This is a genomic window from Salmonirosea aquatica, from assembly GCF_009296315.1.
GTDB classification, from domain to species: Bacteria; Bacteroidota; Bacteroidia; order Cytophagales; family Spirosomataceae; genus Salmonirosea; species Salmonirosea aquatica.
In genome coordinates this window covers 3,033,031-3,057,049 of record NZ_WHLY01000002.1, presented here as the reverse complement: position 1 = coordinate 3,057,049, position 24,019 = coordinate 3,033,031, and the positions used below count along the sequence as shown (strand labels likewise).

Sequence of the window (24,019 nt, the reverse complement as noted above, 5' to 3'; positions counted from 1 at the left end):
GAATGTCAGACTTTTGTGAGCAATGCAAGAGACACAAGATCATTAAGGTTTGACCCTGGCGCTTAGGAAAAAGGTAGAGACCTGTATTTTTTACCTTTTCCCTGAGAATCAATTTTTACGAATATTTCTACCTGAATCTTTATGAAAAAATACCCCTGCACGTAGGCCTGTGTCTGGCATTTTTTATCCTTCACTCCCAAGCCGCCCTGGCGCAATCCAGGAGCCTTTTTAATGGAAAAGATTTGAAAGGCTGGCACATGGATGTCCCTGAGATGGACAAAAATACCGGTGCGCGGACGCCCTTTATTGTACGGGATGGGATGCTCGTGAGCCTGGGAACGCCCGGCGGGCATTTGATCACCGACGCTACTTACCAGAACTACCGGGTCGAGATAGAGTACCGCTTCGCGGGTACCCCGGGCAATTGTGGCGCGCTGGTGTTCGTGTCAACGCCGCGCGCATTGTACGACATGTTCCCGAAGTCGATCGAAGTACAAATGATGCACACTAATGCGGGCGATTTCTGGTGTATTCAGGAGGATATTGTGGTACCCGATATGGAAAAACGCCGCGGTCCTAAAGAAAAGTGGGGCGTCAACGGAGATAAGCTACGCCGCATTCCCAACCTGACCGACGGTTCGGAGAAACCCGTCGGAGAATGGAACAAGCTCACAATCGAGTGTCTGGGCAATTCCATAAAAGTATGGGTAAACGGCGATTTTGTGAATTATGGCTACAACGCTACGGCTAACACCGGGCACTTTGCATTGCAGTCGGAGGGGTCGGAAGTAGAATTCAGGAAAGTAATGCTGACACCGATTAAAAAATTGTCCGATTCGTAGGGTACCCAGGTTTTCGTCCCTACGAATCGGATCGAAGTATTATCAATTAATTCTCGATAGCGAATGTCATGATCCTACCCCCGCTATAATCAAGAAGGTAAAGTTCATTCTGTTCATCCACGCCAAAGGCAGACAATGAGCTGCTCTTTTCCACTATGAGGCTGTTCTTGGCCTGCGCCCCATCCGCAGTTTCCAACGCCCAGATCCGGCCACTGGCATAATCGCCATAGATGTATTTCCCTACCAGACCAGGTAGTTTGGAACCCCGGTATACGTACCCACCCGTGATTGAAATGTCGCCATTGGCATGGGTGTAATCCCATACCGGATCAATCAGCCCGGATTCCTTACAGTCGTTCTTGGGGTTAAAGCATTCGTCTGCTTCCTTAATGCGCCATCCGTAGTTACCACCTTTTTCGATGATGTCAATTTCCTCGATGGCATTTTGTCCTACATCACCCGCCCACAGTTTTTTGGTAGCGGGGTCGAAACTGATGCGCCACGGATTACGCAGGCCGTAGGCATATATTTCTTCCCGCGTACCGTCGGTCTTTCCTCGGAAAGGATTATCAGCCGGAATCCCATAGGTACCTCTGTCAGTAGCATTGACATCCAGCCGCAGGATTTTGCCGAGCAAAAGTCCCAAATTCTGAGCATTATTTTGGGGATCGCCACCACTACCACCATCGCCCGTCGACACGTAGAGGTACCCATCCGGTCCGAAATGTACCGACCCACCGTTATGATTAGAGTAAGGCTGTGCATACGTTAGCAAAATGGTTTCGCTTTGCGGATCGGCTACACCACTGGCCGGGTCATTAACTTTGTAGCGGGCCACGACCGATTCGCGGGGATTATCGCGGGTATAGTTTACGAAGAAGTACCCATTGGTCTTGAAGTTGGGATGAAAAGCCAGTCCCAGCAATCCCATTTCGCCACCGCTCTTCACCTTATTCTTTATATCCAAAAATAACGTGGACGAAGTAGGTTTCTGGCCGGCATCGAAAAAACGGATCGTGCCGGCTTGCTCCACTACAAACAGTCGGTTGCTTCCATCTTTGGCGTTAACCAGTTCAACGGGATCATTGAATTTGAGGCCCGGAAAAGCTTCGGTTACCTTATACGTGGCCGCTCCAGAAGGATCTGGCGTAACTACATTGCCCGATCCGTCGTCCTGGCTGTTCCCGCAGGCAATCAGCAGAAAGAAAGCGGACAGGGCTATTGATTTTTGAATGGATAATATCATGTCGATTGTGTTTTTTCTTGATAGTAAGGTTTTTATCAAAACGATTAGGCGGAGCGATTGTTTTGATTTGACATTCAGATTGTTTCTTGTGCTTTCTGCCTGAAAGATGTACTTGTATGTTCTGTTTCCTGTGGATTTGCCTGGATAAATGCGGTAGAATTTCTTACTATTCATGCTAGGTAAAAGTAGGTACCTTTGAAGGCAAAGCGAAAATCCCAACTTCTCACAATCATGAAGTACCTCCTTTTGTTTTACTGTATAATAAGCGTACCCAGCCCTATGGCCCAAGTTCCCTTTGACCTGCAAGGCCACCGGGGGTGCCGGGGCCTGATGCCCGAAAATTCCTGGCCCGCGTTTGAAAAGGCGCTGGAATTAGGTGTGACCACCCTGGAAATGGATGTGGTAATTTCAAAAGATGGGCAGGTCGTCGTATCCCACGAACCGTATTTTATGGCCAGTTACTGCCTGAAACCTGACGGATCGCCGATTGAAAAAGGTGAGAAAATCAATCTGCATACCTTGACGTATGGAGAAATAAAAAAATACGATACTGGCTCCAAGGGCAATCCCGACTTCCCGAAACAGAAGAGAATCGAGACCCATAAACCCCTGCTCAGTAAAGTGCTGGCTAAGGCCGAAGCTTACTGCCGTACCCATGGTCGACCAGCTGTGAACTATAATATCGAAATTAAAAGCGAAGCTTCGGAGTACGGGATTTCACAACCACGGCCTGCCGAATTTTCGGAGTTGGTATATCGTGTAATCAAAGGCCAGGTACCCCTGGAAAGGGTTACCCTGCAAAGTTTTGATTTTGAAGTATTGAGATATTGGCAAAAGCAGGTACAGGTCGGAAAATACGGTAAAGTCAAATTAGCGGCTTTGGTTTCCAATTTAAAAGGCATCGAAACCAATCTGGAAAGCCTGGGCTTCACACCTGCCATTTACAGTTCGTATTATAAACTGCTTTCAGCGGATAAAGTCAAACGATTGCACGAAAAAGGGATGCTTGTGATTCCATGGACAGTCAACGATATTGATGCCATGAAGGAAGTGAAGGCTATGGGGGTCGATGGACTCATCACCGACTACCCCGACCGTTATCTTAAAACTTTCCCTTAAGCAGTACCTTGCTCGTCAGCAACGCAGGTTCGGTAGGGGTACCCCTACCGAATCACCATCACCGACCCGCGTAATAGATCACGCTTTCGATCGGGATAATATTCGCTACCGTAGGTGATCACGTAGGGGTAGGCGCCTGGCTGTACCTTCAGGCCTTTGTACATTCCATCCCACCTTTTGTTGACATCATTGGAGGCAAAAATGACTTCTCCCCAGCGGTTGTACACTTTTATCTCAAAATCCGTGAAGAACTGTCCGAATACGTCAAACTGATCGTTGCGGCCGTCACCATTGGGCGTAAAAGCGTCTGGTACGAAGATACGCGGTTCGCAACGGTCCACTACTTCGGTAGTGTCGGCCAGCGTACATCCTTCGATATTGGTAGCTATAACCCGGTAGGTACCCAGGTTGCTGACCGTGATGCGGCTCGTGGTGTCGCCCGTAGCGGGCCAGAAATACCGCTGGTTGGCTGGGCCGCGGCTATCGAGTACCACTTCACCATTTTGTTCGACGCACAGCGGCGATTCGGGTGCCAGGTTCAGCGTAGGTGAAGGTAGGAAAAACAGCCGAATGGTATCGCGGCCACTGCATCCGGCCAGCGTGGCCGTAACCGTATAGGTACCCGTAAAGCGGGGCGTAATGCTGGCCGTAGTTTGTCCGTTGGACCACAGGTACTGCGCTTCGCTGACCGTGCTGGCTACAAGTTGGAAGGTACCATCGTAGCACAGAGTCGTGTCGGGTCCTAGTCGTACCTGCGGCGCGGGCTTGATGGTCACGGTGCGGTTGGCCGAAGCTACACACCCCTGATTAGAAACAAAGTAAGTAACGGTCTGCTGGCCCAGCAAGCTATCCGCCGGTGTATACAGCCCCAGCGAATCTACCCCTGGTCCCCGCCAGAAGCCATTGGTTGGCGTTGAGCCCGTCAGGCGTTGGGGGCGTTGGTTAGAACAGAACTCCAACGCGGGGCCTACACTTATTACGGGCTTAGGACTGAACTTCACCTGTACATCGTCGGTGCCATTGCAGCCGTTTTCGGTGTTGGTTACGGTAAGGGAATAGGTACCTGCCTCGCGGACCACAAGGGTACGGGTCGTAGAGCCATTGCTCCACAGGTACTGGTTGCCCGCAAAATCGTTGGCGCGGGGCGCTAGCTGAATGGTGTCGCCAACGCATTTTCCCCGGTCCGGACCCAGCAATGCCAGGTTATCCTTATCCAGCCCTACCTTGATTCCGGTTTGTGAAAAGGTACATCCTCCGGCATCGGAAGCCTCAAGACTATAGGTACCCGCCTTCAGACCCATAGCAGTTTGCGTGTTGCTCACTACCCTACCCGACGCATCGAGCCAGCGGAACGTGGTGGGCTGTCCGCCCGTCACGTTAAGGCCAATGGAACCCGAATCGGGTTGGGTACAGGCAGCATTATCCACCAGCGGACTCATTTTTAGGGGATTAGCCGCTGAGCGCAGATTGAATGACGTATCGGTGGTACAGGCCAGTGGATTACCACTCACCCGCAGCAGATAGCTACCTTCGCGCAAGCCGGTAATCTGCGGCGCATTGCCCAGCGAAGTGCTATCCGGCCGCAGCCAGGCGTAATTATAGGTACCTGTCGGCGTAAGCGAGGTGACCTGTATACGACCGTCGGCCGTAGTACAACCCGTGGGCGGCAGCAAGTCGGCACGGATGCGAGCGCGGGGACGCGCCACGACCTGAATCGTATCTTCGTTATAACAGTCGTTACCGTTTTTCACTTCCACAAAATAGCTACCCGGCTGCCGCACCGTAATAGCCCGGGTACTTTCTCCCGTGCTCCACTTGAACTCCCGCCAGGTCTGGCCAGGGGCCGTCAGCACAATGGTACTATCGTTACAGACTGTCGTGTCGGGGCCCAGCGAGAAATCGGGTGGGCGGCGAATTGTCAACTCCACCGTATCGGCACTAAAACATACGCCTTGCGGGCCGTTGGCCGCAATAGCTACATACTGTCCGGTCTGAGTGGCACTGAATGTTTTCTCTCGCCCTACGGGTCGGCCATTGTAAACCCACACAAACAACTCAGCATCCACGTTGGCTTCCAGTTTGATACTTTTGCGGCATTCGTCTTGATCTGGCCCCAGATCAATGGGTTCGGGCGTAGCAAATATCTCGACCTGCTGGAAGAAAGTCGTGTCTTTGCACTGGTTCACAGCCCGCAGACTCACATTATAAATTCCGGGTTCCTTGTAGGTGTGTGAAACCTGGGTCTGCTTACCATTGACGGGTGCACTCCCATCGCCAAAATTCCAGGTATAGGTATCCTTGATCGGGTCACAGAGCGGGCTGGCCTGGAACATGGTAGGTGCACCGGTACAGAAGCCATCGGCTTGAAATCCGGGTCCGTCGTTTTGCTGGGTAAAGTTCTGCACCAGACTGGGTAGTCCCAGATTACTCTTCTTCCCGCCCAGACTCACTCCATTCAGTTCATACATCACAGTGCTAGTCGAATTCTCTTCGGGCTCGCCGATGACCGCTAGGTAATCGCTGCCGTCTACGGCCATGTAAATCCGACCATCGGAACCGATCTGTAAGGCGCCAAATTTCTGGGTTTTGGTACTATCAATGACAATCCTCGAATCGGCGATCAGGGATGAGTCGCCCAGAGTCAGGTCGAACTGCACCAACTTGGAAGCTGTACTATCCCCATCACCCTGATAGGACACGTACATTTTTTCTCCACTGGGCGAGAACTCGATCCCGTAGGCCTTGGGCGGAGCCGGACCTAAATCGATGGTCCGCTCATATTTCATTTCACCCGTCGAATCCGAAAAAGTAAAGATTTCTACGTAGTTGCGCGGCGGACCGGGCACAATCACGGCCAAACGGCGTTCGCCCGTGGTACTGTCGGCGGGCGAAAACTTCATGTACCCCTCCCCTTTGGCCTTAGTGTCATGCGCCATGCCCAGGTCAAAACTTTTTTCCTCTGTCAATCCGCCCGCCGTAGCATGATACACGCGGAAGGTGTTATTACCAAAATCGTGCGATACGACCCAGTACGTACTGTCGCGATCGTTACGGACCGAAGCAACCCGTTCCGTAGTCGTACGCTCCAGTACCGTGTTTTGTTCTACAATCGCACCCTTGCCATTGTCACGGCGCATGTCTACCACGCTTATAGTAAGAGCTTTGGTAGAATCATCAATATTGGTAGTAGTGAATATATTATACAGATACTCACACCCCTTACAGGTAGGTTGTGGCACAATCAACGCCGATTGGGTGGAATTAGGGCTACCCTTAAGCGGCGTACAGGAGTCTGCTAGACACTGCATTTCCTTGCCATCACGGTCATAGACCTTGACTCCGTCGGTATAGAAGAGTAGTTCACCCTTGGAGTTGGCAATGGAGGAGGTACCTTCGGGTGTTTCGAGTTTACCATCTGTAATGGCTGTGGGGGTACCATTGGCAAAGTCAAGCCCGGCGTTGGCGCCAAAAAACCACTTGGCCCCCTGCTGCTGGGAAGGTTCCAGGCAAATTTTGACATTGACACGGTCCTGGATCTTACAACCATTGGGCAGAATCACCTCCACCGAGTAGCAGCCCGAGCTGTCTATTTCCAGCGCCTGGGTGGTATCGCCTTTAGGGTACCAGATGTATTTGGCACCAGCAGGCCCGCTTCCCCCGCATAGGGATCGAGCGTGATAGTCTGGCCGGGACAAATGGTAGTATCGGTTTTCCAATTCTGGAAAGAGGGAGGAAGTTCGCCGACTTGGATAGGTACACTCAGGCTGTCTATTCCCCCGTTTTTCAGAGTCCTTACCACTTTCACCGTGTAGGTACCGGGGGTTTGGTAGGCATGGCCTGCATTGCGGGTAGTGGCGGTGTTGTCCTGGCTAGCACCATCACCAAAGTTCCATTGCCACGCCACAGCCGTACTCAGCGTATCGCTGAAGGTAGTGACGTCATCCTCACACTCAGGGTTGAGCATACACTGGTTTTTCACCACGAAAGGAGTCTGCGCCTGGGCCGTACCCAGCACGGTTCCCATCAGGACGGCGAAAATCCAAAAAAAATGTTTTTGTATATTATAAATCAACCTCATCGTTCGTTACTTACTCGCAAACCCGCGCACATAGACCTACCTTTAACACAAACAGCATAGTTCTAACGAAAAATAATTTTTAAAATTTTACGCTGTATATTGACAAGAAAAAACCCGACGTTTGACCATTATTACGCAAAGTGTGCCTGTTTTGTTGCTTTCCAGATGATATTCGCAAACCTCACGATTTTTAGCTGACAATCTTCAGCCCACCTCTGTATATTATGACCAAGAAACTTCTCCTGTTCCTATTCCTGACCCTTATTAGCTTAAAAGGTTGGAGCCAGGATCCGCAATTTTCGCAGTTTTATGCTAACCCCTTGTATCTCAACCCAGCCCTGGCGGGTGGTGCCCTGGCTCCCCGCCTGACGGTGAACTACCGCAACCAATGGCCTGCTTTGTCAGCCAACTTTGTCACGAGTTCGTTCGGGGTGGATAATTACTTCTCGCGCTTCAACAGTGGCGTGGGCGTGTATGTGCTTTTAGATAGTCAAGGACTGGGCAACCTGAAATCTACCGAAGTAGGCGCACAATATTCGTATCAGCTCCAGCTCAACGACGAAACTTTTTTACGGTTAGGCCTACAGGGCGCCTACGCCACCCGCACGCTGGACTACTTTGGCCTGACCTTCGGCGACCAGTACAACAATGGCGGCTTTACGGGTAATCCCACTCAGGAACCTCTGTTACAGAACGGTCTCCCGCAGGTTTCTTACGCCGATTTCTCCACCGGCGCAATGGTCTATTCCGACTGGTACTGGGCGGGTCTTTCGGCTCACCACATCAATCGGCCCAACCAGGCTTTTTCCGGGCTGGAAACGGCTCCGCTTCCCATTAAGATTAGTTTTCAGGGCGGCCTGCGAATTCCTTTTGCTGGCTATACCTTTCTGGGCAATGAAATTGACCGGGAAAAAACCATTTCACCGGCTGTCCTCTACAAAAAGCAGGGGAAGTTCGACCAACTGGACGCAGGGTTGTATGTGACCTATTCACCGGTAGTGTTCGGTGTCTGGTACCGGGGAATACCCGTGAAAAAATACGCCGAGAACATCAACAATCACGAGTCGCTGATTTTTTTGGCGGGTTTTCGGCAGGATAAATTTTCCATCGGGTACAGCTACGATGTGACCATATCCACGCTGGGGGTAGGTAGTGGCGGCGCCCACGAAATATCGCTGTCCTACATTTTTGAGCCCCTGGAAGGCAAGCAGCGTCCCAAACGCCGGAGCAAGGAGCTCTCATGCCCGAAATTTTAGACCTTGCTGCTGACTTTTCTGTAATTGCACATCAGATTTTTATTAACCCCACAATCAATCAATCCGCGTAAAAATGAAAAACAAATTACTTCCCCGACATCTGGCTTTTTTCCTCTCCTTCGTGCTACCTTTTCTGCTTTTTTCATTAACCACTTCCGCAAGACCTCCCAAAAAAGAATACTACGAGTTAAAAATCTATCATGTCAAAGGTCCGCAGATGGCTATGATGGACACCTACCTTAAAAATGCCTATATCCCGGCGGCCCACCGGGCGGGCATCAAGGACGTGGGCGTGTTCAAGGCGGCGGACTCCGATTCGCTACTGTATGTACTTACCCCGCTCAAATCGTTGGATCAACTGGCTACTTTTTCTCAGGCGCTGGAAAAGGACAAAACCTATCAGGCCGATGGCAAGAGCTACATTGAATCGGAATTCAAAGAACCTGCTTACCAGAAGTTCGAGACGATTGTACTGGAAGCTTTTGAAGGTGCGGAACAGCATCGTAAACCCAATCTGACCGCTCCGATGAGCCAGCGCGTATACGAACTCCGCAGCTACGAAAGTCCTTCTGAAAAGCGGCATTTAAATAAAGTGGATATGTTCATCAAAGGCGGTGAAATTGGCATCTTCAACAAGCTGGGTTTCAATCCCGTATTTTTTGCGCGGGTCATAGCCGGCAGCCACATGCCCAACCTGATGTATATGACGACTTTTGAAGACAAAGCTTCGCGCGACGCGCATTGGAAAGCGTTTGGCAGTGATCCCGATTGGAACAAACTGAAGGTGATGCCTGAGTACCAGAACAACATGAATTCACCGGTCATTTTTTTCCTGCAACCAAAAGATTATTCGGATATCTAGATAGCTGCGGAGGTGGTAAAGTATTTACCACCTCCGCAGTCTAATTTCTCTTTTATGCCTCTGATCAAACCTGTACGTGGAATTCAGCCCGCTTTCGGCGAAGCCTGCTGGTTGGCCGACAATGCCACTGTGGTGGGTGACGTGATGATGGGTGAACACTGTACCGTATGGTTCAACGCTGTGGTGCGGGGCGATGTGAACAGTATTCGAATAGGTGATTATTCCAACGTCCAGGACGGAGCAGTAATCCATTGCACCTACCAGCGCTTCGCCACTACCATTGGAAACTACGTGTCCATCGCACACAATGCCATTGTCCACGGTTGTACCATCGAAGACCATGTGCTGATTGGTATGGGGGCTATTGTCATGGACGGAGCAGTAATCGGTACAGGCTCGATCATCGCCGCCGGCGCCATTGTGACACAACATACCCAAGTCGAACCGGGCAGTATCTACGCTGGAAATCCGGCCCGTTTTATGAAGAAAATTACGCCCGAACTGGAAGCGATCATTGACCGTACGGCGATGAATTACGTAACGTACGCCGGATGGTACCAGTGATACTTTGGACTTAGTGCATCAGACAAACTGGTCCCGGGTACTCAGAATTCCTGCTTGCGGGCGTTGAAGTACCCCTTGACGACGGTAAAGGTAGTAATGGCTAAAAAGAAAAGGATCACATACTGTACGTAATCCACGATCCAGGGAAAGCGCTCACCGAACAGGTACCCCCCACCCGTAAGTCCCAGAATCCATACCGTGCCCCCAACGATATTGTACGTCATAAATCCCGGCCAAGGCATCCGCACCAGTCCGGCCAGGATGGGTGCGAAAGTACGGACGATGGGCAAGAACCTACTGATAATGAGCGTACGGCTCCCGTACTTATCAAAGTATTTGCGGGTGGTTTCGATATTCTTTTTCTTGAAGAAAAAGGATTCCCGCTGGGTTTCGAGGCGATGCCCGAAGAATCGACCGAACAGGTACCCTACCAGCGATCCGAGGATTGCGGCTGAAATCATGCAAATCAGCAGCAGGGAAATCGGTACATCCAGCGTGCGGGTTCCACAAAACACTCCCGCCAGAAAAACCAGGTAGTCACCAGGCAGGAAAAAGGCAAAGAACAGGCCATTCTCGGCGAAGACAATGAGCGTAATGACCACCAGCCCCCCGGTACGGATGATTTCTTCGGAATTGAGGATATACTGGAAAAAATCGACGATGGCGTTCATGGAATGGTGGTTGGCTGATAGCTTTTGGCAATCGGCTTCTTGAAATCTTACTACCGGGAGAACTTCAAATAACAGCACAAATTGTCAGCTGTCCACTTTCAATTGCCCACTGAATGCCAAATCTACGCAATTTCTGAAAGTTCCAGCCAGCGCATTTCCTTTTCGGAAAGGCTTTCGGTGATCTGTTCGACCTCCAGCGCCCACGCCATGAGTTCTTCGTGTGAACCGCCGTTACTCAGTTTCTGAACCAGGATAGCCTTCCGTTTTTCCATTTCGGGCATTTCTGTTTCCAATTGTTCCATCTCGCGCTGCTCCTTGAAGGATAGCTTCCGTTTGGATATTTCGGTAGGTTTCGGGACTGCGGCAGGTAGGGGTACCTCTTCTTTTTCTTTGGGTTTGGAAGTAGAAACGGTGCGTCGTCCGGTAGTCTCCTGTTCTTCGAGCCACAGGCGGTAGTCGGAGTAATTGCCCGGAAAGTCGCGGATTTTTCCTTCACCCTCGAATACAAACAGATGGTCAACCAGTTGATCCAGGAAATACCGGTCGTGGGAAACGATCATCAGGCAGCCGGGAAAATTGGACAGGAACTCTTCCAAAACATTCAGGCTACTGATGTCCAGGTCGTTAGTAGGTTCGTCAAGAATCAGGAAGTTGGGTTCCTTCATCAGCATCAATAGCAGCTGCAGACGGCGTTTTTCGCCCCCACTAAGCTTTTCTACGTAGTCATACTGCTTGGATGGGGTGAACAGAAACGTTTCCAGGAATTTCGAAACCGTTACGGTTTGTCCCGTCCCCAGACGCACTACGTCCGCGACTTCCTTGACCAGATCAATGACCCGCTGGCCCGACTCAAATTCCAGATCGGATTGGGTGTAGTGGCCAAACTGAATGGTGTCTCCCCGAATCACCTGACCGTTGTCGGGACGTACCTCGCCCGTAATCATTTTGAGCAAGGTAGTCTTACCCATGCCGTTGGGCCCAACGATGCCAATGCGGTCGCCTTTGCGGAAGGTGTAGACAAAATTGTGGATCAGCTCGCGGCCGTCGTAACTTTTACCTACACTCTGTAACTCAATAATTTTGCTACCCAGCCGAGTGGAGCGCACGTTGAGTTCCAATTGATTGTCGTATTTCTTTTGGCTGGCTTTATCCTTCAAATCCTCGAAGGCATCCACGCGATACTTGGCCTTGGTACCCCGCGCTTTGGGCTGCCGCCGAATCCAGTCCAGTTCCTTGCGCATCAGATTGCGGGCCTTATCTATCTCGGCGGCCTCCACTTCTTCGCGTTCCGATTTTTTTTCCAGAAAATAGGCGTAATTACCCTTGTAGGTATAGGCTGAGCCGTGGTCAAGTTCCAGCACGTTGTTACATACCTTATCCAGAAAGTAGCGGTCGTGCGTGACGACCAGCAGGGTGGTGTTCTGGGTATTCAAATGATTCTCCAGCCATTCCACCGTACTCAGATCCAGATGGTTGGTCGGCTCGTCCAGAATAAGCAGGTCAGGGTCTTCGAGTAGTACCTTGGCCAGAGCCACCCGTTTACGCTGTCCGCCCGATAGGGTACCATAGCGGGCATCTACGTCGTGGATGCCCAACCGCCCCAGAATTTCCTTGGCCTTCGCTTCGAAATCCCAGGCTTTCAGATGGTCCATTTCTTCCAGGATTTCAGTCAGTGCGTCGTTGTTGCCCGTGGCCAGAGCCTGTTCGTAACGCTTGACAGCGTGGGCGACCGGATTGGATGAAGCAAAAATTACCTCAATAACAGGAAGTTCTTCATCGAACGAAGGGCTTTGGTCGAGGTACCCTACCCGAATGTCCTTACGCAGGCTTACTTCCCCCTCATCAGGCGGCATTACGCCCGCCAGAATGTTCAGAAAGGTAGTTTTACCCGTACCATTGGTACCAATTAAGGCCACCTTGTCGCCCCGGCTCATGCCAAAAGTGACGTTCTTGAAAAGCCATTTATCGCCAAAGGACTTGGCTATGTTTTCTGCCGAAAGGTAGTTCATGTATGCAAGAGAGAGTGGACCGTTGTTCAGGGAAAAGGATGACAAAAATTAATTCATCAAATGTCTCACCCAACCGTCCTATTTAAAAAATCATCTAGCCGGCAGCCCAAGCTACCCGCTCTTTTCTCGTGCGCAAAGGTAGGATTCATCCGCTTCAAAATAGGATATTTGACTTCCAGCATGAACTTTATTTGGTAAATAATGGGTACTTTAGCGTTTCTTTGTCCTTTATTAAGTTTTGTTGGTATCGAATAAACTCCTTGCCTGGCAAACTTGACTCTCAAAGTAAAATACGTTTCCGAATTATAATTTATGCGTTTCAAGTATGTAGTACTCGGATTGGTGCTTATGACCGGTTCCGATGTTTTTTCTCAAAGCAAACCCGCCAATTACAGCCAGAAAATCCCCGGTACTAACCAGGAATACGGAATGGTGGCCATTCCGGCAGGCGAATTCATGATGGGTAGTCCGGCCACAGAAGCAGGACGGAATGAAGACGAGGGCCCGCAACACAAAGTAAAGCTGGACGGTTTCTGGATGGGCTCGCACGAAGTGACATGGGACTTTTACGATTTATATGCTTTCAAAAATATGGAAAAGGAAATGGCCGCCCGTTTTCCTGATCCCGAAAAGAGCATAGCCAAGACCGATGCCAGTACCCGGCCCAGCCCTCCTTACGTGGATATGTCGTTCGGGATGGGTCGAGCAGGTTATCCGGCCATCAATATGACACAGTACGCGGCAATCAAGTTCTGTAAGTGGCTGTACGATAAAACGGGCGTGTTTTACCGTCTGCCCACCGAAGCCGAATGGGAATATGCCGCCCGGGCGGGTACCAAAACGGCTTATTCCTTCGGGAACGACCCAGCCAAACTGGGAGAGTACGCCTGGTATAAGGACAACAGCGACGGAGCTTACAAACTTATTGGCACCAAAAAGCCCAATCCCTGGGGCTTGCACGATATGCACGGCAACGTGATGGAATGGACGCTGGACCAGTATATTCCTGACTATTATGCTCAGAAAGCCAAGGGCGAGGTGAAAGATCCCTATGCGCCCGTTACGGAATTGTACCCTACTTCGGTGCGGGGAGGTTCGTGGGATGACGAAGCTGCCGTGGCCCGCAGCGCGGCCCGTACGCCTTCCTCTCCCAGTTGGAAAGTGCTGGATCCTCAACTTCCCAAGAGTGAATGGTGGATGACGAGTGCTTCTTTTGTGGGTTTCCGGCTGGTGAGGCCTTTCAAAACACCCACCGCCGCCGAAATAGAGGCATATTACAATCCGCCCTTGATTGAGGATTATTGAGTTAACCGTTGAATTTCCTGTACTTCTAATATCAGTTTGTATTGTATTCTTAAACGCTTAAACGTATAACCAATATTATGGAACAAAAACGACGCGAATTTCTAAAGGCTTCGGGCTTACTGGCCGGAGGAATTGCCCTGAGCCCCTTTACCTCCTACGGATTTAACAGCCAGGTTGACGATATGATCAAAGTAGCGCTGATCGGCTGCGGAGGACGTGGAACGGGTGCGGCGGCACAGGCACTGAGTACCAAGCAGAATGTGAAGATCGTGGCAATGGCCGATGCCTTTCGCGACCGCCTCGAAGACTCCTATAAAAGCCTGACCTCGAAAAAATACAAGGATATGGCCGGTAAAACGGTAGAGGGAACTGCGAAAGTAGACGTACCCGATAGCCGTAAGTTTGTAGGCTTTGATGCTTACAAAGAGGCTATGGCACTGGCTGATGTGGTGATTCTGGCCACACCTCCCGGCTTCAGGCCTTACCACCTGGAAGAGGCCATCAAGCAGGGCAAGCACGTATTTTGTGAAAAACCCGTGGCTACCGATGCTCCTGGCATTCGTAAGGTACTAGAAGTAGCCGAGATCGCCAAGAAGAAGAAACTGAATATCGTGACGGGCCTACAGCGCCACTACCAACCCAACTACCGGGAAGCCATCAAGCGTATTCAAGATGGTGCCCTGGGCGACATTGTGGGCGGACAGGTTTACTGGGTCAGTGGTGGTGTGTGGGTGAAGGATCGCCTACCCAGCATGACTGAGATGGAATATCAGATGCGTAACTGGTACTACTTCAACTGGCTGTGTGGCGACCACATCGTGGAGCAACACGTACACAATATTGATGTAGCGAACTGGGTAAAAGGCGGCTATCCGGTTCAGATCCAGGGTACGGGCGGCCGGGAGGTACGTGACGGTATTAAGTACGGTGAAATATTCGACCATCACTGCCTCGATCTGGTTTATGAAGATGGCACGACTATTTCGAGTCAATGCCGCCACTACGAGGGTACCTATAGCCGTGTTGATGAGGCATTTGTGGGTACCAAGGGCCGCATTGATAGCTTTGCGAATAACAATACGGTACTGAAAGACTACAAAGGCGGTGTTATCTACAAGCACGAAGGAAAAGGCGATGGCAACCCGTACCAGATTGAACACGATGAGCTGTTTGATGCGATTGCCAAAGGTGAATACAAATTTGCTGACGCCGAGCGGACTGCCAAGAGTACCATGACCGCCATCATGGGCCGTATGGCTACTTATTCGGGCAAGCTGATCAAGTGGGACGAAGCCTTGAACTCCGATATCAATCTTTTCCCTGATAAATTGGCCTGGGATGCCAAGCCCAAGGTACTGCCGGACGAAAATGGCTTTTATCCTGTTGCTGTACCGGGTAAAACGCGTACAGTATAAGCTTTGTATTTTCCTTCTAAAAGAGCCGAAGCCCTATGTGCTTCGGCTCTTTTTTTATTTCAGGGTATCCCAGGAACTGACTTGGTTTCCGTTGGTTTCAAGTAACCAAACCCTCACATTTGAAAATCGGCGTATGATCCGCTTGCTTTTCCTGATTCCGGCCACACTGAAAGCCGTGGCCAGCGCATCGGCATAGGTACCGTTCGGCGCAATGACCGTCGTTCGGACGTGATGGCGCAGTCCGATTCCGGTTTTTGGGTCCACGATATGCGAATAGCGTACGCCGTCGTGTTCCAGAAATCGGTAGGTACCTCCCGAAGTCGCCACACCTACATTTGACACTGGTATTACTGCCGTTGAATCTGCTGATTTTCCCGAATTAATCTCTACCTCCCAGCCATGTCGACCCGGAGGCGTCCCGGCAAGTGTTATATCTCCGCCAGCATCGATCAGAATCGCCTCTATTCCCAGTTCCTTTATACCTTGCACGGCTTCGTCGGCGGCGAAACCTTTGCCAATTCCACCCACATCAAGCCGCATATTGGGGCGAACCAGCCGGACGGATTTCGTGCGGGGTCGCAATTTGACATATTGATTGCCGACTGCCTTTCGGGCTTTCCCGACTTCGCCTTCATCGGGGAAAAGCCCTCTGCGCATGGCGCGTCGCCAGAGCTGCACCTCCGGACCTACCGTTACATCAAAGGTACCCCGCGTCTTTCGGCTAATTTTTTTTGAAATGGAAAGTACCTCGTACAAATCGTCACTTACCGCCACCCATTCCCCCGAGCCCGACCACGCCGAAAGTCGGTTGATTTCACTGCCATCGCGGTAGTCGCTCAAAATTTCATTGAGGTCCTCAATGCGGGTAAAGGCCCTTTGGGCGGCCCGATTAGCCAGGGAATCGCTGCTGGTGTAGAGTACCAGGCGAAAGGGTGAACCCATTAGTCCTTTTTCAAATTCGTAGCGTTTTTCCTGTCCATAAACCTGAACCGGAAAGTAGATTGCTATAAAAAAGGTACTTATAGTTAGAAAACCGAAGAAGCGAGCCATTTTCGCATTTGTCCACAAAGCACACCCAGGAGTGAAGCTAACCATTTTCAACGCATCGATTATTCTGGCAATCGGCCTGATGGTGGTGATCATTGGTGCTTTTTTCAAAATTCAGCACCTACCTTCCGCCAATCACATTTTATTGGGCGGACTAACCATTGAATTTTTGGGAACCGTGTGGTTTGTCCTGAGCCTGTACTGCCGCCGGAAAGATCTGTGATCTTACAGCTGGGTAGCCTTGTGCCGCATATAAAAATCAGCTATTACAAGCGCCGCCATCGCCTCAACAATAGGCACTGCACGGGGCACTACACAGGGGTCATGCCGTCCTTTTCCCTGTACCTTTACGGCTTCCCCCGCTTCATTAACGCTGTCCTGATCTTGCATAATCGTAGCAACAGGCTTGAAAGCAACCCGGAAATAGATATCTTCACCGTTCGAAATCCCTCCTAGTATCCCCCCGGAATTGTTAGTTTTGGTGCGTACCTTACCCGTTTCGTCAGTATAGAAGGCATCATTATGCTCCGATCCGTATAACTCTACTCCCGAAAAGCCACTGCCGTATTCAAATCCCTTTACGGCGTTGATACTCAGCATGGCCTTCCCTAGGTCGGCGTGTAGCTTGTCAAAAACAGGTTCACCCAGACCGGCGGGGGTACCCTGTATCACGCAGGTAACCACGCCTCCTATTGAATCGCCCTTTTTGCGAGTCTCGTCGATATAGTCGTACATCCGTTGCGCCATCTCGGGATCGGGACAGCGAACGGCATTTTCCTCAGTTTGGGCGAGATCCATCTCCTGATACGTTTTCTCCAGCCTTAATTTACCTACCTGCGAAACGTAGGCATTGACGCTGATGCCCGCGTGTTGCAAAATCATTTTGGCTACGGCTCCGGCCGCTACGCGGGCCGCCGTTTCCCGGGCCGAACTCCGCCCGCCCCCCCGGTAGTCGCGGAGGCCATACTTCGCCTGGTACGTGTAGTCGGCATGGGAGGGACGAAACTGCGTGGCTATGTGCGAATAGTCCTTGCTACGTTGATCCTGGTTCCGGATCAGTAACGCGATGGGGGTACCTGTGGTTTTTCCCTCAAATACACCTGACAATACTTCAAACTCATCTGCTTCACGTCGCTGCGTGGTAATTCGCGATTGGCCGGGTTTGCGACGGTCCAATTCATACTGGATGAAGTCTGTATCCAGTGCAATTCCGGCTGGGCATCCTTCCAAAACCACCCCAATTCCTACCCCGTGCGACTCGCCGAAGGTGGCTATTTTTATAATTTTTCCGTAGGTACTACTCATTTGATTTATTTTCTAAGAATCCACCCCATTATGCCCAGCAATATCAGAACCACGCTATTGGTTAGTGTGCGGATCATATCCTGGTAGTCGACGTATGATTCTGTGGTATCCAATTGTTCAACATTTTCGTAAACCAAACGTGCGTTAGCATCCAATATACTTGCTGACTGCATGTCTTCTCCGGCCACTGTAATGGTTTTAGAAGACCGTAATGTGTCATATCGGGCGGTGGAAGGATTGAAATATATCCATTGAAAGAAACGGCCCAACGGATAGGTACCTTTCTGCTTCGCCACGATGAAGTAGTCAAAGGTTTTTTCCCCGCTGACTCTTTCATAGCTTCGTTGTACGGTCTGATTCATATCAGGTGGATAAAAATCGAATGCTTTTACCAAGGGTACCTCAGGGGCCGTAATTGTGGCTAGATTTCCTCGGCCTGCAATAGTAAATAGGTAGCGTAAACTTTCACCCGAAGCCAAATTTTCTTTCGTCAGTTGTTCTTTTAGGGTGTACTCCCCTACCGCTATCTGGTCTTTTTGGGGATGTGGAGGCAGCGGCTTTACTACGACCCGCGAGGGCTTGGAGGAGAAGGTCTGTATGCCTTTATCTTTTAATTTTCCGGTCACACTAGCATCAGTCACCAGCATTTTAAGGCTTACAGCTGGAAATGACACATTTTGCACTGTGAATGGAAACAACATCGCCTGATACATCTGATATTCGGTGTATCGTCGGCCCCTAATTATTACCTCTTTTTGTATAATTTCATCAATTCCAATATTTTCCTCCCAACAGGTTGCAGGACGAAGGCGTTTCAGAATTGGCTGTAACTGACTGTTCAACTGATAAAACTCCATCTCAATTGGAGTATTTTTGGCCACATAGAGAGCTAATCGTAACGAAAATCCTTCCTTCAGATATACACTGGCCCGTGATGCTTTTGCTTGCAAAAACACATCCTCTGCTGCCGGCTCCTCTGAGTTTACTGTTGATTCGGTCTCTTCGATATCTAATTCGGATGTTTTTTGTTCCTCTTTCCCTTTTTTAAAGGTTAATGTTACCCCTTCGGATTTAAACTTAGTCCCGTCCACGATCACGCTGAATTCTGGCAATGTGTACTTACCTTCCCGTAAGGCAAAGTATTGTTGGCTGATGGTCTGGATAATAACTATTTTCCCCCCCACACTATTGGTGGTGCTCGTAGCAGAAGCACTTCGTTTCTCCAGGCCTTCCAAATCAGGAAAGGTAACTGTGGGGCGATTTGCGTGGTTTTTTACAATTATAGTAACTATAAATGGCTGATCGAGTGTCAGGTTTTTTTCCCCTGTCTCCACCTGCACATCGGCCTCTGGCTGGCGTTGCGCCCACGCCGGTAGGCACCACAGAAATATACTAATGAAAGCATATACTTTCATTCTGCTATCACGTTTTATACTATGGGAGGAAGCCCAATCTAGTTTTTGATTTGATCTTTCCTTCTTTATCCTAAACCCCAAAACTAAGTAATACTATGGCCTCTATGTTAGAATACATTAAAATAATTCTACAAAAAGTAAGCTTTGATCGCCGATTGTTTGAGAAAGAACTTCGTAAAGCTATTCGAATGCTAATGCCTGATGAGGTCAAGCGATTGAAGTTATGGTGCTATGAACGATTCGGAACTGTTCATTTGCCGATCCTTAATACTTGTTTCGTCATAGCTAATCCTTAATTTTTTTGTTATTATAATCCTAAAAGCGAAAAGCCCCGGAACATTCCGGGGCTTTTCGCTTTTAGGATTATAATACTTTATTTACCGGTTTTCGGTGTGATGGCTGCCGGTTCTGACATACCGAGTGCATCTTTAGCTGTTTTGTTTTCTGGATCAACTACCAACAACTTTTGCCAGTAGGATTTAGCTTTGGCTTCATCCTTGACCGAAGTCTGATAATAGTAAGCCAGGTAACTATACACCTGTTTCAAATAGGCCTTGTAGTTGCCAGATGGATCTTTCTCAGCTAATTCAGCAAACTTCTCATAATACGGGGCTGAAATGCCTTTGTCAATATTCTCCTGACGATCGTAGGCATTGTATAATGAACTTCCCCGCCAGTAGTAGTTATATGGCCAATCCGGCAGCTTTGCAATTCCCTTAGCAAAGGTAGAGTCGGCCTGTAAGTAGATTCCTTTCTTTGTCATTGCTAGACCCGCACTATCTAAACTTGCATATTCGGCGGGCATTTTCGCCTTTGCAGCAGAATCTAGCGGTACACCCGCTGAATCAGGTACTGTAATGAGCTGAGCTCCTTGGAAATAAGCCAACCCTTGCTGGAAATAATCGTTGGTTGAGGCCTTAGCCGTATCTAGTCCAATTCCCTTTTCGTAAGCTTTGGCCGCTTTCAGGTAATCCTTATCCTTATAATAGGCAGCGGCAATTTCCTTGTAGGTTGTAGCTGCTTCAGCAGCACTTGTATCCATTTCAGCACCTTTCATCAGATACTCCATTCCCTGCGGAGTGTATTCCTTATCCGTAGCCATTTTATTATAAGCACGGCCCAGGTACTTATAATCGTCTGGAACGAGTTTACGGGGATTCCCGTCCTCATCTTTTCCCTGCGGATACACCTTAATAAACTCCTCAAGATTTTTAATGGATTCCTCCATGTTATTTGTCTTATAATATGCCCAACCATACATCCGCTTGGTGATCGGGTTGTCAATTTTTCCCTTTATGCTTTCCAGCAGTTCCAGAGAACGGGCATACTCATCAGCAGTAAATGCGAACTGGGCAGCACGAAGTACTGTTTCAGGATCGTTGTTACCACTTTTCTGAATATAAAGATCAAAGTTTTCCGCCGCCCGCTTGTATTGCTGCGCCAGAAAATATAACTCTGCCAGATCCTTATAGGCTGGAGCAAATTCTGGATCAGCTTCTATGGCTTTCTTATAAAAATCCAGCGCTTGATTGTAATTTTTACCCCGAAGGTAAATCTGACCAATCCGGTTGTTAGCAAGAGCATAATTCGGTTTGGCCATCAAGGCATACTCATAGGCCGTTACAGCAGGGCCCCCTTCGTTACGCTTCGAAAGTACATCACCTTTAACAATGTAGGCGTCCGCTAACTTGTTATCTCGTTTGACAGCTTCGTCCAACAAACGGATCGCTTCCGCGGGGTCGCTGTTCTTATCGAATAAGGTATACGCCTCACCCGCCCGGAAAAGGACATTGGCATCTTTGCCGCGTGTCTTTTTTTCCGCATATTCTATCATTTCTTTAGCTTTGGCTACATCACCTTTGCCCAAGGCGACTGTTGCAAGCCCCACCTGATTGAGGTAGCTCTTGTCATCAACAGCTAATCCTTTTTCAAAAGCCTTTTGAGCTTCATCAAGTTGGTTGGTGCGAACGTAGTAGTACCCTAGGTTATAATAATTATCGGCAGAAGGGCTACTCTCAGCCAGCTTGGTAAACACCTCCTTGGCTTTCTCCGGACGTTCCGAATTCAAATAACCAAAGCCTTCTTCGGGTGTTTGGCTAAACGCGAACGTTAGCGAAAACAGACTCAAAGCAAGCGTTGCTGCTATGTTTTTTAATTGAGTGTTCATTTCTTAATCAGGTTGAAACAGAGATTAAAATTTGGTTTGTACTAATAAACATCTTCCAAAGATAATAAATTGTAGACCAACCCTAAAAATTTTGTTTGGTCTGAACCTCCACATCTCTGGGGTAAGGTATCGTCGGGACGAGTCCCATTTTCTCAATCACTAAGCCCCCTACATCCCGGGCAATGTATGTCATCAGGCCTCCTCCCAGTCCCGAATATCCTTCTCTACTAATTATATAAATAAATCGGGCCAAGGGGTAAGTGCCTACCCTAAGGTCGCGTTGAAAGGGCTGTCCATAATCCTGAATTGAAGTCGGATTCTCCTTTTCAGAAACTCCCATCACCCGAAGCCCTTTTGAAAGTTCCTGACTGCGTATGGCCTCTCCATCACTGATCCAATTGACCCCAATAAATCCAATAGCCGAACGATTTTCTTTGACAAAGTCAATAACTTTCTCATTCGAATTGGAAGTATAGAGCGGTAGTTTAGTGACATCCTTGACTCCAAAACGTTTAAGCATATAGTCCAGATTACTGGAATTGGCATGGTCAAATACCAGGGTAATGGGTCCTGACTGGCTACTTCCCCGCAACTGAGACCAATCTTTGATTTTTCCGGTAAATATTCCCTCTAACTCTTGTATGGTAATGAGACTATCTTGGTTTGCTTTCCCAATAATTAGCGCAATCCCGTCAATAGCTATTTTCTGTTCCTTCAGGGTACCCTCCTGTTGATTGATTATTTCCCTTTCCTCCTTTTTGAGTTCCCGGCTTGTAATAGCCAGTCGGGAACTGTCCCGTAATAATGAAAGAATTGCTTCCTGCTCGGGCTTATAGCTTACATTGAAATGGGCATCAGGATATATTCCCTCATAAGCATGGGTAAGTGAAGCCACCAATGGCCGAAAGGACTCATCGGCTGACACGCTGATTGTTCCCTGCCGGGGATTATCAAGGTTACCAGATGAACATGCCATCAATAAAAACCCGCTTCCTATGACTACTCCCAGAAGCGTCCCAAACATATTTTTCATAGCTCTTTTCTTTATTCTCTTCTAAACTCCCGTGCCCGATAACCCCTATAGATTCCGTAGGCAATGAGCGCTACGGCAAAGACGTACCGGTAAACACTTCCCGTTGGTAGAAATCTAAAAGACAAGGAGGAGGCGATCAAAAAGATCCCTCCTCCTATGTAAACCAGAGCCATGAACATCGAGGCAATAAATCCTACTTCCTGATGCACCGGTCTTCTATTCATGCCTACTTATTCGAGTTGGAAACTGATGGGGAGATTGTACTTAACCCGCACTGGCCGACCCGACTGTTTTCCGGGTTTCCATTTAGGCATTGTCTTCACTACCCGAATGGCTTCCTCGTCACATCCAAAACCCAGTCCTTTCAAAACCTGTACATCCTGGATACTTCCGTCCGTATTTACCACAAACGTGAGGAATACTTTCCCCTGAACGTTGGCTCGCGAAGCAGCACTTGGATATTTAATGTTCTTACCCAAGTACTTATACATTTCCTGGATACCTCCCGGAAATTCAGGATTTTGCTCTACCACGGTAAAAATTTGTTCTTCTACCTTGGCCTCTACAACCGTACCCTTACTAGGAGCTGCGACCGCTTCGGGAGCGATAATAATTTCCTGAGCGTTGATATCCCCTTCCTGGGTTTTTTCAGCAGCTACAGCCACTTCCAGTTTTTCCACCGTTGGGGGTGGCGTTTCAATGGGTACCTCTTCGTCTTTCTTTACTTCAGGTGGAAGAAACTTCACAGTTTCCACCTTAGGTTGTTCAACAGGCGGCGGTGGTGGTGGCGGCGGCTCGGCAGGGTCAATGGGAGGGGGTGGAAGGTTCATCAAATCCACATTCACCATTACCTCTTCCTTGTCGTCATCAGCCAGGAATTTATCCACCAATGTAGGGGCAAACATCGCTAATATAAAGATGGAAGCTCCAATCAGGGTAGCACGATTGATTACACCGCGGTACTCCTGACGCAGGGGATACGCACCGTACGCCTTATTTCGATTGGCAAACACTATATCATCAAGTGTTGCATTCGGGCTTATTTCTGCCATGGCGTTTGAATTAAAATTATTTTTTGTTTGAACTGATTTTACTTATCCTCCGGTCTGGGAGTAACCTTATCTCCCAGAATTTTCTTTTCTGAGTCCGTCAGGAAGTCCACCATCGCATACCGCTTGGTCTTCGTAATGGCCATTTCATCCAGAACATCGACTACATTCTTGTAAGTTGATACTTCCGTAGGCTTGATTACCACCACAAACGGCAAATTTCCTTCGGCATCTTTTTCATTCTGAGAATTGATCCGCGTCTGAGATTTGAAAATCGCATCCCGCAACTCAGTACCAAAACGAACCGTTTTTAATTCGGTTGCCGCTTTGTCGTCATCAGCCGCAATTCCATCCAGTAGGAACACATCATCATTACGTCCCAGGAATATGGTCAGTACCTTGGATGCTTTCAGGGGTTCTGTTTCCTGCTCCTTTTTATCTTCCTGCTTATCAGGCACAGTAAGCGTCATGGAAGTCGGCTTGCTCAGGGTTGTGGCCAGCATAAAGAAAGTAATAAGCAGGAACCCTAAGTCCACCATGGGCGTCATGTCCACCCGGGTTGACAATTTTTTGGCCCTTACCTTACCATCACCTTTGCCTTTCCCACCGCCCGATTCTACTATTTCTGCCATCTTT

General features: G+C 49.1%; 21 protein-coding genes. 9 read left to right on the top strand and 12 right to left on the bottom strand.

Annotation, left to right across the window (positions count from 1 at the left end; genetic code table 11):
* Positions 1-167: 167 nt before the first annotated feature.
* Positions 168-842: a 3-keto-disaccharide hydrolase gene (locus GBK04_RS13835; protein WP_373331454.1), complete on the top strand. Its 675-nt coding sequence runs from the start codon at positions 168-170 to the stop codon at positions 840-842.
* 46 nt (positions 843-888) lie between these two features.
* On the opposite strand, the gene GBK04_RS13830 is transcribed toward GBK04_RS13835, so the two are convergent.
* A complete protein-coding gene (locus GBK04_RS13830) occupies positions 889-2,088 on the bottom strand; it encodes a PQQ-dependent sugar dehydrogenase (protein ID WP_152760600.1) in 1,200 nt (399 codons plus the stop codon).
* Between the two features lie 279 nt (positions 2,089-2,367).
* Between GBK04_RS13830 and GBK04_RS13825 the strand changes: the two genes are divergently transcribed.
* Positions 2,368-3,207, top strand: a complete 840-nt coding sequence (locus GBK04_RS13825; RefSeq protein ID WP_373330970.1) for a glycerophosphodiester phosphodiesterase family protein — start codon at positions 2,368-2,370, stop codon at positions 3,205-3,207.
* 44 nt (positions 3,208-3,251) lie between these two features.
* Here the strand turns inward: GBK04_RS13825 and GBK04_RS30630 are convergent, their stop codons facing one another.
* Both GBK04_RS30630 and GBK04_RS30625 read right to left on the bottom strand, forming a co-directional pair.
* Complete coding sequence (locus tag GBK04_RS30630) at positions 3,252-6,902, bottom strand: T9SS type B sorting domain-containing protein (RefSeq protein WP_373330969.1); 3,651 nt, start codon at positions 6,900-6,902, stop codon at positions 3,252-3,254.
* On the bottom strand, positions 6,794-7,231 hold the full coding sequence (locus tag GBK04_RS30625) for a PKD domain-containing protein (protein WP_373330968.1): 438 nt from the start codon (positions 7,229-7,231) through the stop codon (positions 6,794-6,796). Before GBK04_RS30625 ends, GBK04_RS30630 begins: the two co-directional genes overlap by 109 nt.
* Before the next feature lie 278 nt (positions 7,232-7,509).
* Between GBK04_RS30625 and GBK04_RS13810 the strand changes: the two genes are divergently transcribed.
* The 3 genes from GBK04_RS13810 to GBK04_RS13800 all read left to right on the top strand — a co-directional run bounded on the left by GBK04_RS13810 (position 7,510) and on the right by GBK04_RS13800 (position 9,967).
* Entirely contained in the window at positions 7,510-8,541 is a 1,032-nt protein-coding gene (locus GBK04_RS13810) for a PorP/SprF family type IX secretion system membrane protein (RefSeq protein ID WP_152760596.1), read from the top strand.
* A 73-nt stretch (positions 8,542-8,614) separates the two neighbouring features.
* Positions 8,615-9,403 (top strand): NIPSNAP family protein, encoded by a 789-nt coding sequence (locus GBK04_RS13805; RefSeq protein ID WP_152760593.1) that lies wholly within the window; start codon positions 8,615-8,617, stop codon positions 9,401-9,403.
* A 54-nt stretch (positions 9,404-9,457) separates the two neighbouring features.
* A complete protein-coding gene (locus GBK04_RS13800) occupies positions 9,458-9,967 on the top strand; it encodes a gamma carbonic anhydrase family protein (RefSeq protein WP_152760591.1) in 510 nt (169 codons plus the stop codon).
* Positions 9,968-10,008: 41 nt separating this feature from the next.
* Here the strand turns inward: GBK04_RS13800 and GBK04_RS13795 are convergent, their stop codons facing one another.
* Positions 10,009-10,638: a DedA family protein gene (locus GBK04_RS13795; RefSeq protein WP_152760589.1), complete on the bottom strand. Its 630-nt coding sequence runs from the start codon at positions 10,636-10,638 to the stop codon at positions 10,009-10,011.
* A 122-nt stretch (positions 10,639-10,760) separates the two neighbouring features.
* The gene (locus GBK04_RS13790) at positions 10,761-12,647 is read right to left on the bottom strand and encodes an ABC-F family ATP-binding cassette domain-containing protein (RefSeq protein WP_152760587.1); all 1,887 of its coding nucleotides are present in this window, start codon (positions 12,645-12,647) and stop codon (positions 10,761-10,763) included.
* A 312-nt stretch (positions 12,648-12,959) separates the two neighbouring features.
* Here GBK04_RS13790 and GBK04_RS13785 point away from each other — a divergent pair, with 312 nt between their 5' ends.
* A complete protein-coding gene (locus GBK04_RS13785) occupies positions 12,960-13,952 on the top strand; it encodes a formylglycine-generating enzyme family protein (RefSeq protein WP_152760585.1) in 993 nt (330 codons plus the stop codon).
* 77 nt (positions 13,953-14,029) lie between these two features.
* Positions 14,030-15,367, top strand: coding sequence for a Gfo/Idh/MocA family protein (locus GBK04_RS13780; RefSeq protein WP_152760583.1), 1,338 nt, complete (start codon positions 14,030-14,032; stop codon positions 15,365-15,367).
* A 54-nt stretch (positions 15,368-15,421) separates the two neighbouring features.
* On the opposite strand, the gene GBK04_RS13775 is transcribed toward GBK04_RS13780, so the two are convergent.
* A complete protein-coding gene (locus GBK04_RS13775; RefSeq protein WP_152760581.1) occupies positions 15,422-16,417 on the bottom strand; it encodes an FAD:protein FMN transferase in 996 nt (331 codons plus the stop codon).
* Between the two features lie 31 nt (positions 16,418-16,448).
* Here GBK04_RS13775 and GBK04_RS13770 point away from each other — a divergent pair, with 31 nt between their 5' ends.
* Positions 16,449-16,637, top strand: coding sequence for a GldL-related protein (locus tag GBK04_RS13770; protein WP_152760579.1), 189 nt, complete (start codon positions 16,449-16,451; stop codon positions 16,635-16,637).
* A 2-nt stretch (positions 16,638-16,639) separates the two neighbouring features.
* On the opposite strand, the gene aroC is transcribed toward GBK04_RS13770, so the two are convergent.
* A complete protein-coding gene (gene aroC / locus GBK04_RS13765; RefSeq protein ID WP_152760576.1) occupies positions 16,640-17,719 on the bottom strand; it encodes a chorismate synthase in 1,080 nt (359 codons plus the stop codon).
* A gap of 5 nt (positions 17,720-17,724) precedes the next feature.
* Positions 17,725-19,134 (bottom strand): BatD family protein, encoded by a 1,410-nt coding sequence (locus GBK04_RS13760; protein ID WP_152760574.1) that lies wholly within the window; start codon positions 19,132-19,134, stop codon positions 17,725-17,727.
* Positions 19,135-19,229: 95 nt separating this feature from the next.
* Between GBK04_RS13760 and GBK04_RS13755 the strand changes: the two genes are divergently transcribed.
* Positions 19,230-19,430, top strand: coding sequence for a hypothetical protein (locus GBK04_RS13755; protein ID WP_152760572.1), 201 nt, complete (start codon positions 19,230-19,232; stop codon positions 19,428-19,430).
* Positions 19,431-19,507: 77 nt separating this feature from the next.
* On the opposite strand, the gene GBK04_RS13750 is transcribed toward GBK04_RS13755, so the two are convergent.
* The 4 genes from GBK04_RS13750 to GBK04_RS13730 all read right to left on the bottom strand — a co-directional run bounded on the left by GBK04_RS13750 (position 19,508) and on the right by GBK04_RS13730 (position 24,015).
* On the bottom strand, positions 19,508-21,301 hold the full coding sequence (locus tag GBK04_RS13750; RefSeq protein ID WP_152760570.1) for a tetratricopeptide repeat protein: 1,794 nt from the start codon (positions 21,299-21,301) through the stop codon (positions 19,508-19,510).
* Positions 21,302-21,383: 82 nt separating this feature from the next.
* Positions 21,384-22,334, bottom strand: a complete 951-nt coding sequence (locus GBK04_RS13745; protein WP_152760568.1) for a PstS family phosphate ABC transporter substrate-binding protein — start codon at positions 22,332-22,334, stop codon at positions 21,384-21,386.
* A gap of 230 nt (positions 22,335-22,564) precedes the next feature.
* Positions 22,565-23,386 carry an energy transducer TonB gene (locus GBK04_RS13735; RefSeq protein ID WP_152760564.1) on the bottom strand — a complete coding sequence of 274 codons (822 nt, stop codon included), beginning with the start codon at positions 23,384-23,386 and terminating at the stop codon, positions 22,565-22,567.
* Positions 23,387-23,424: 38 nt separating this feature from the next.
* Positions 23,425-24,015 (bottom strand): ExbD/TolR family protein, encoded by a 591-nt coding sequence (locus GBK04_RS13730; RefSeq protein ID WP_152760562.1) that lies wholly within the window; start codon positions 24,013-24,015, stop codon positions 23,425-23,427.
* Between the last annotated feature and the right edge of the window lie 4 nt (positions 24,016-24,019).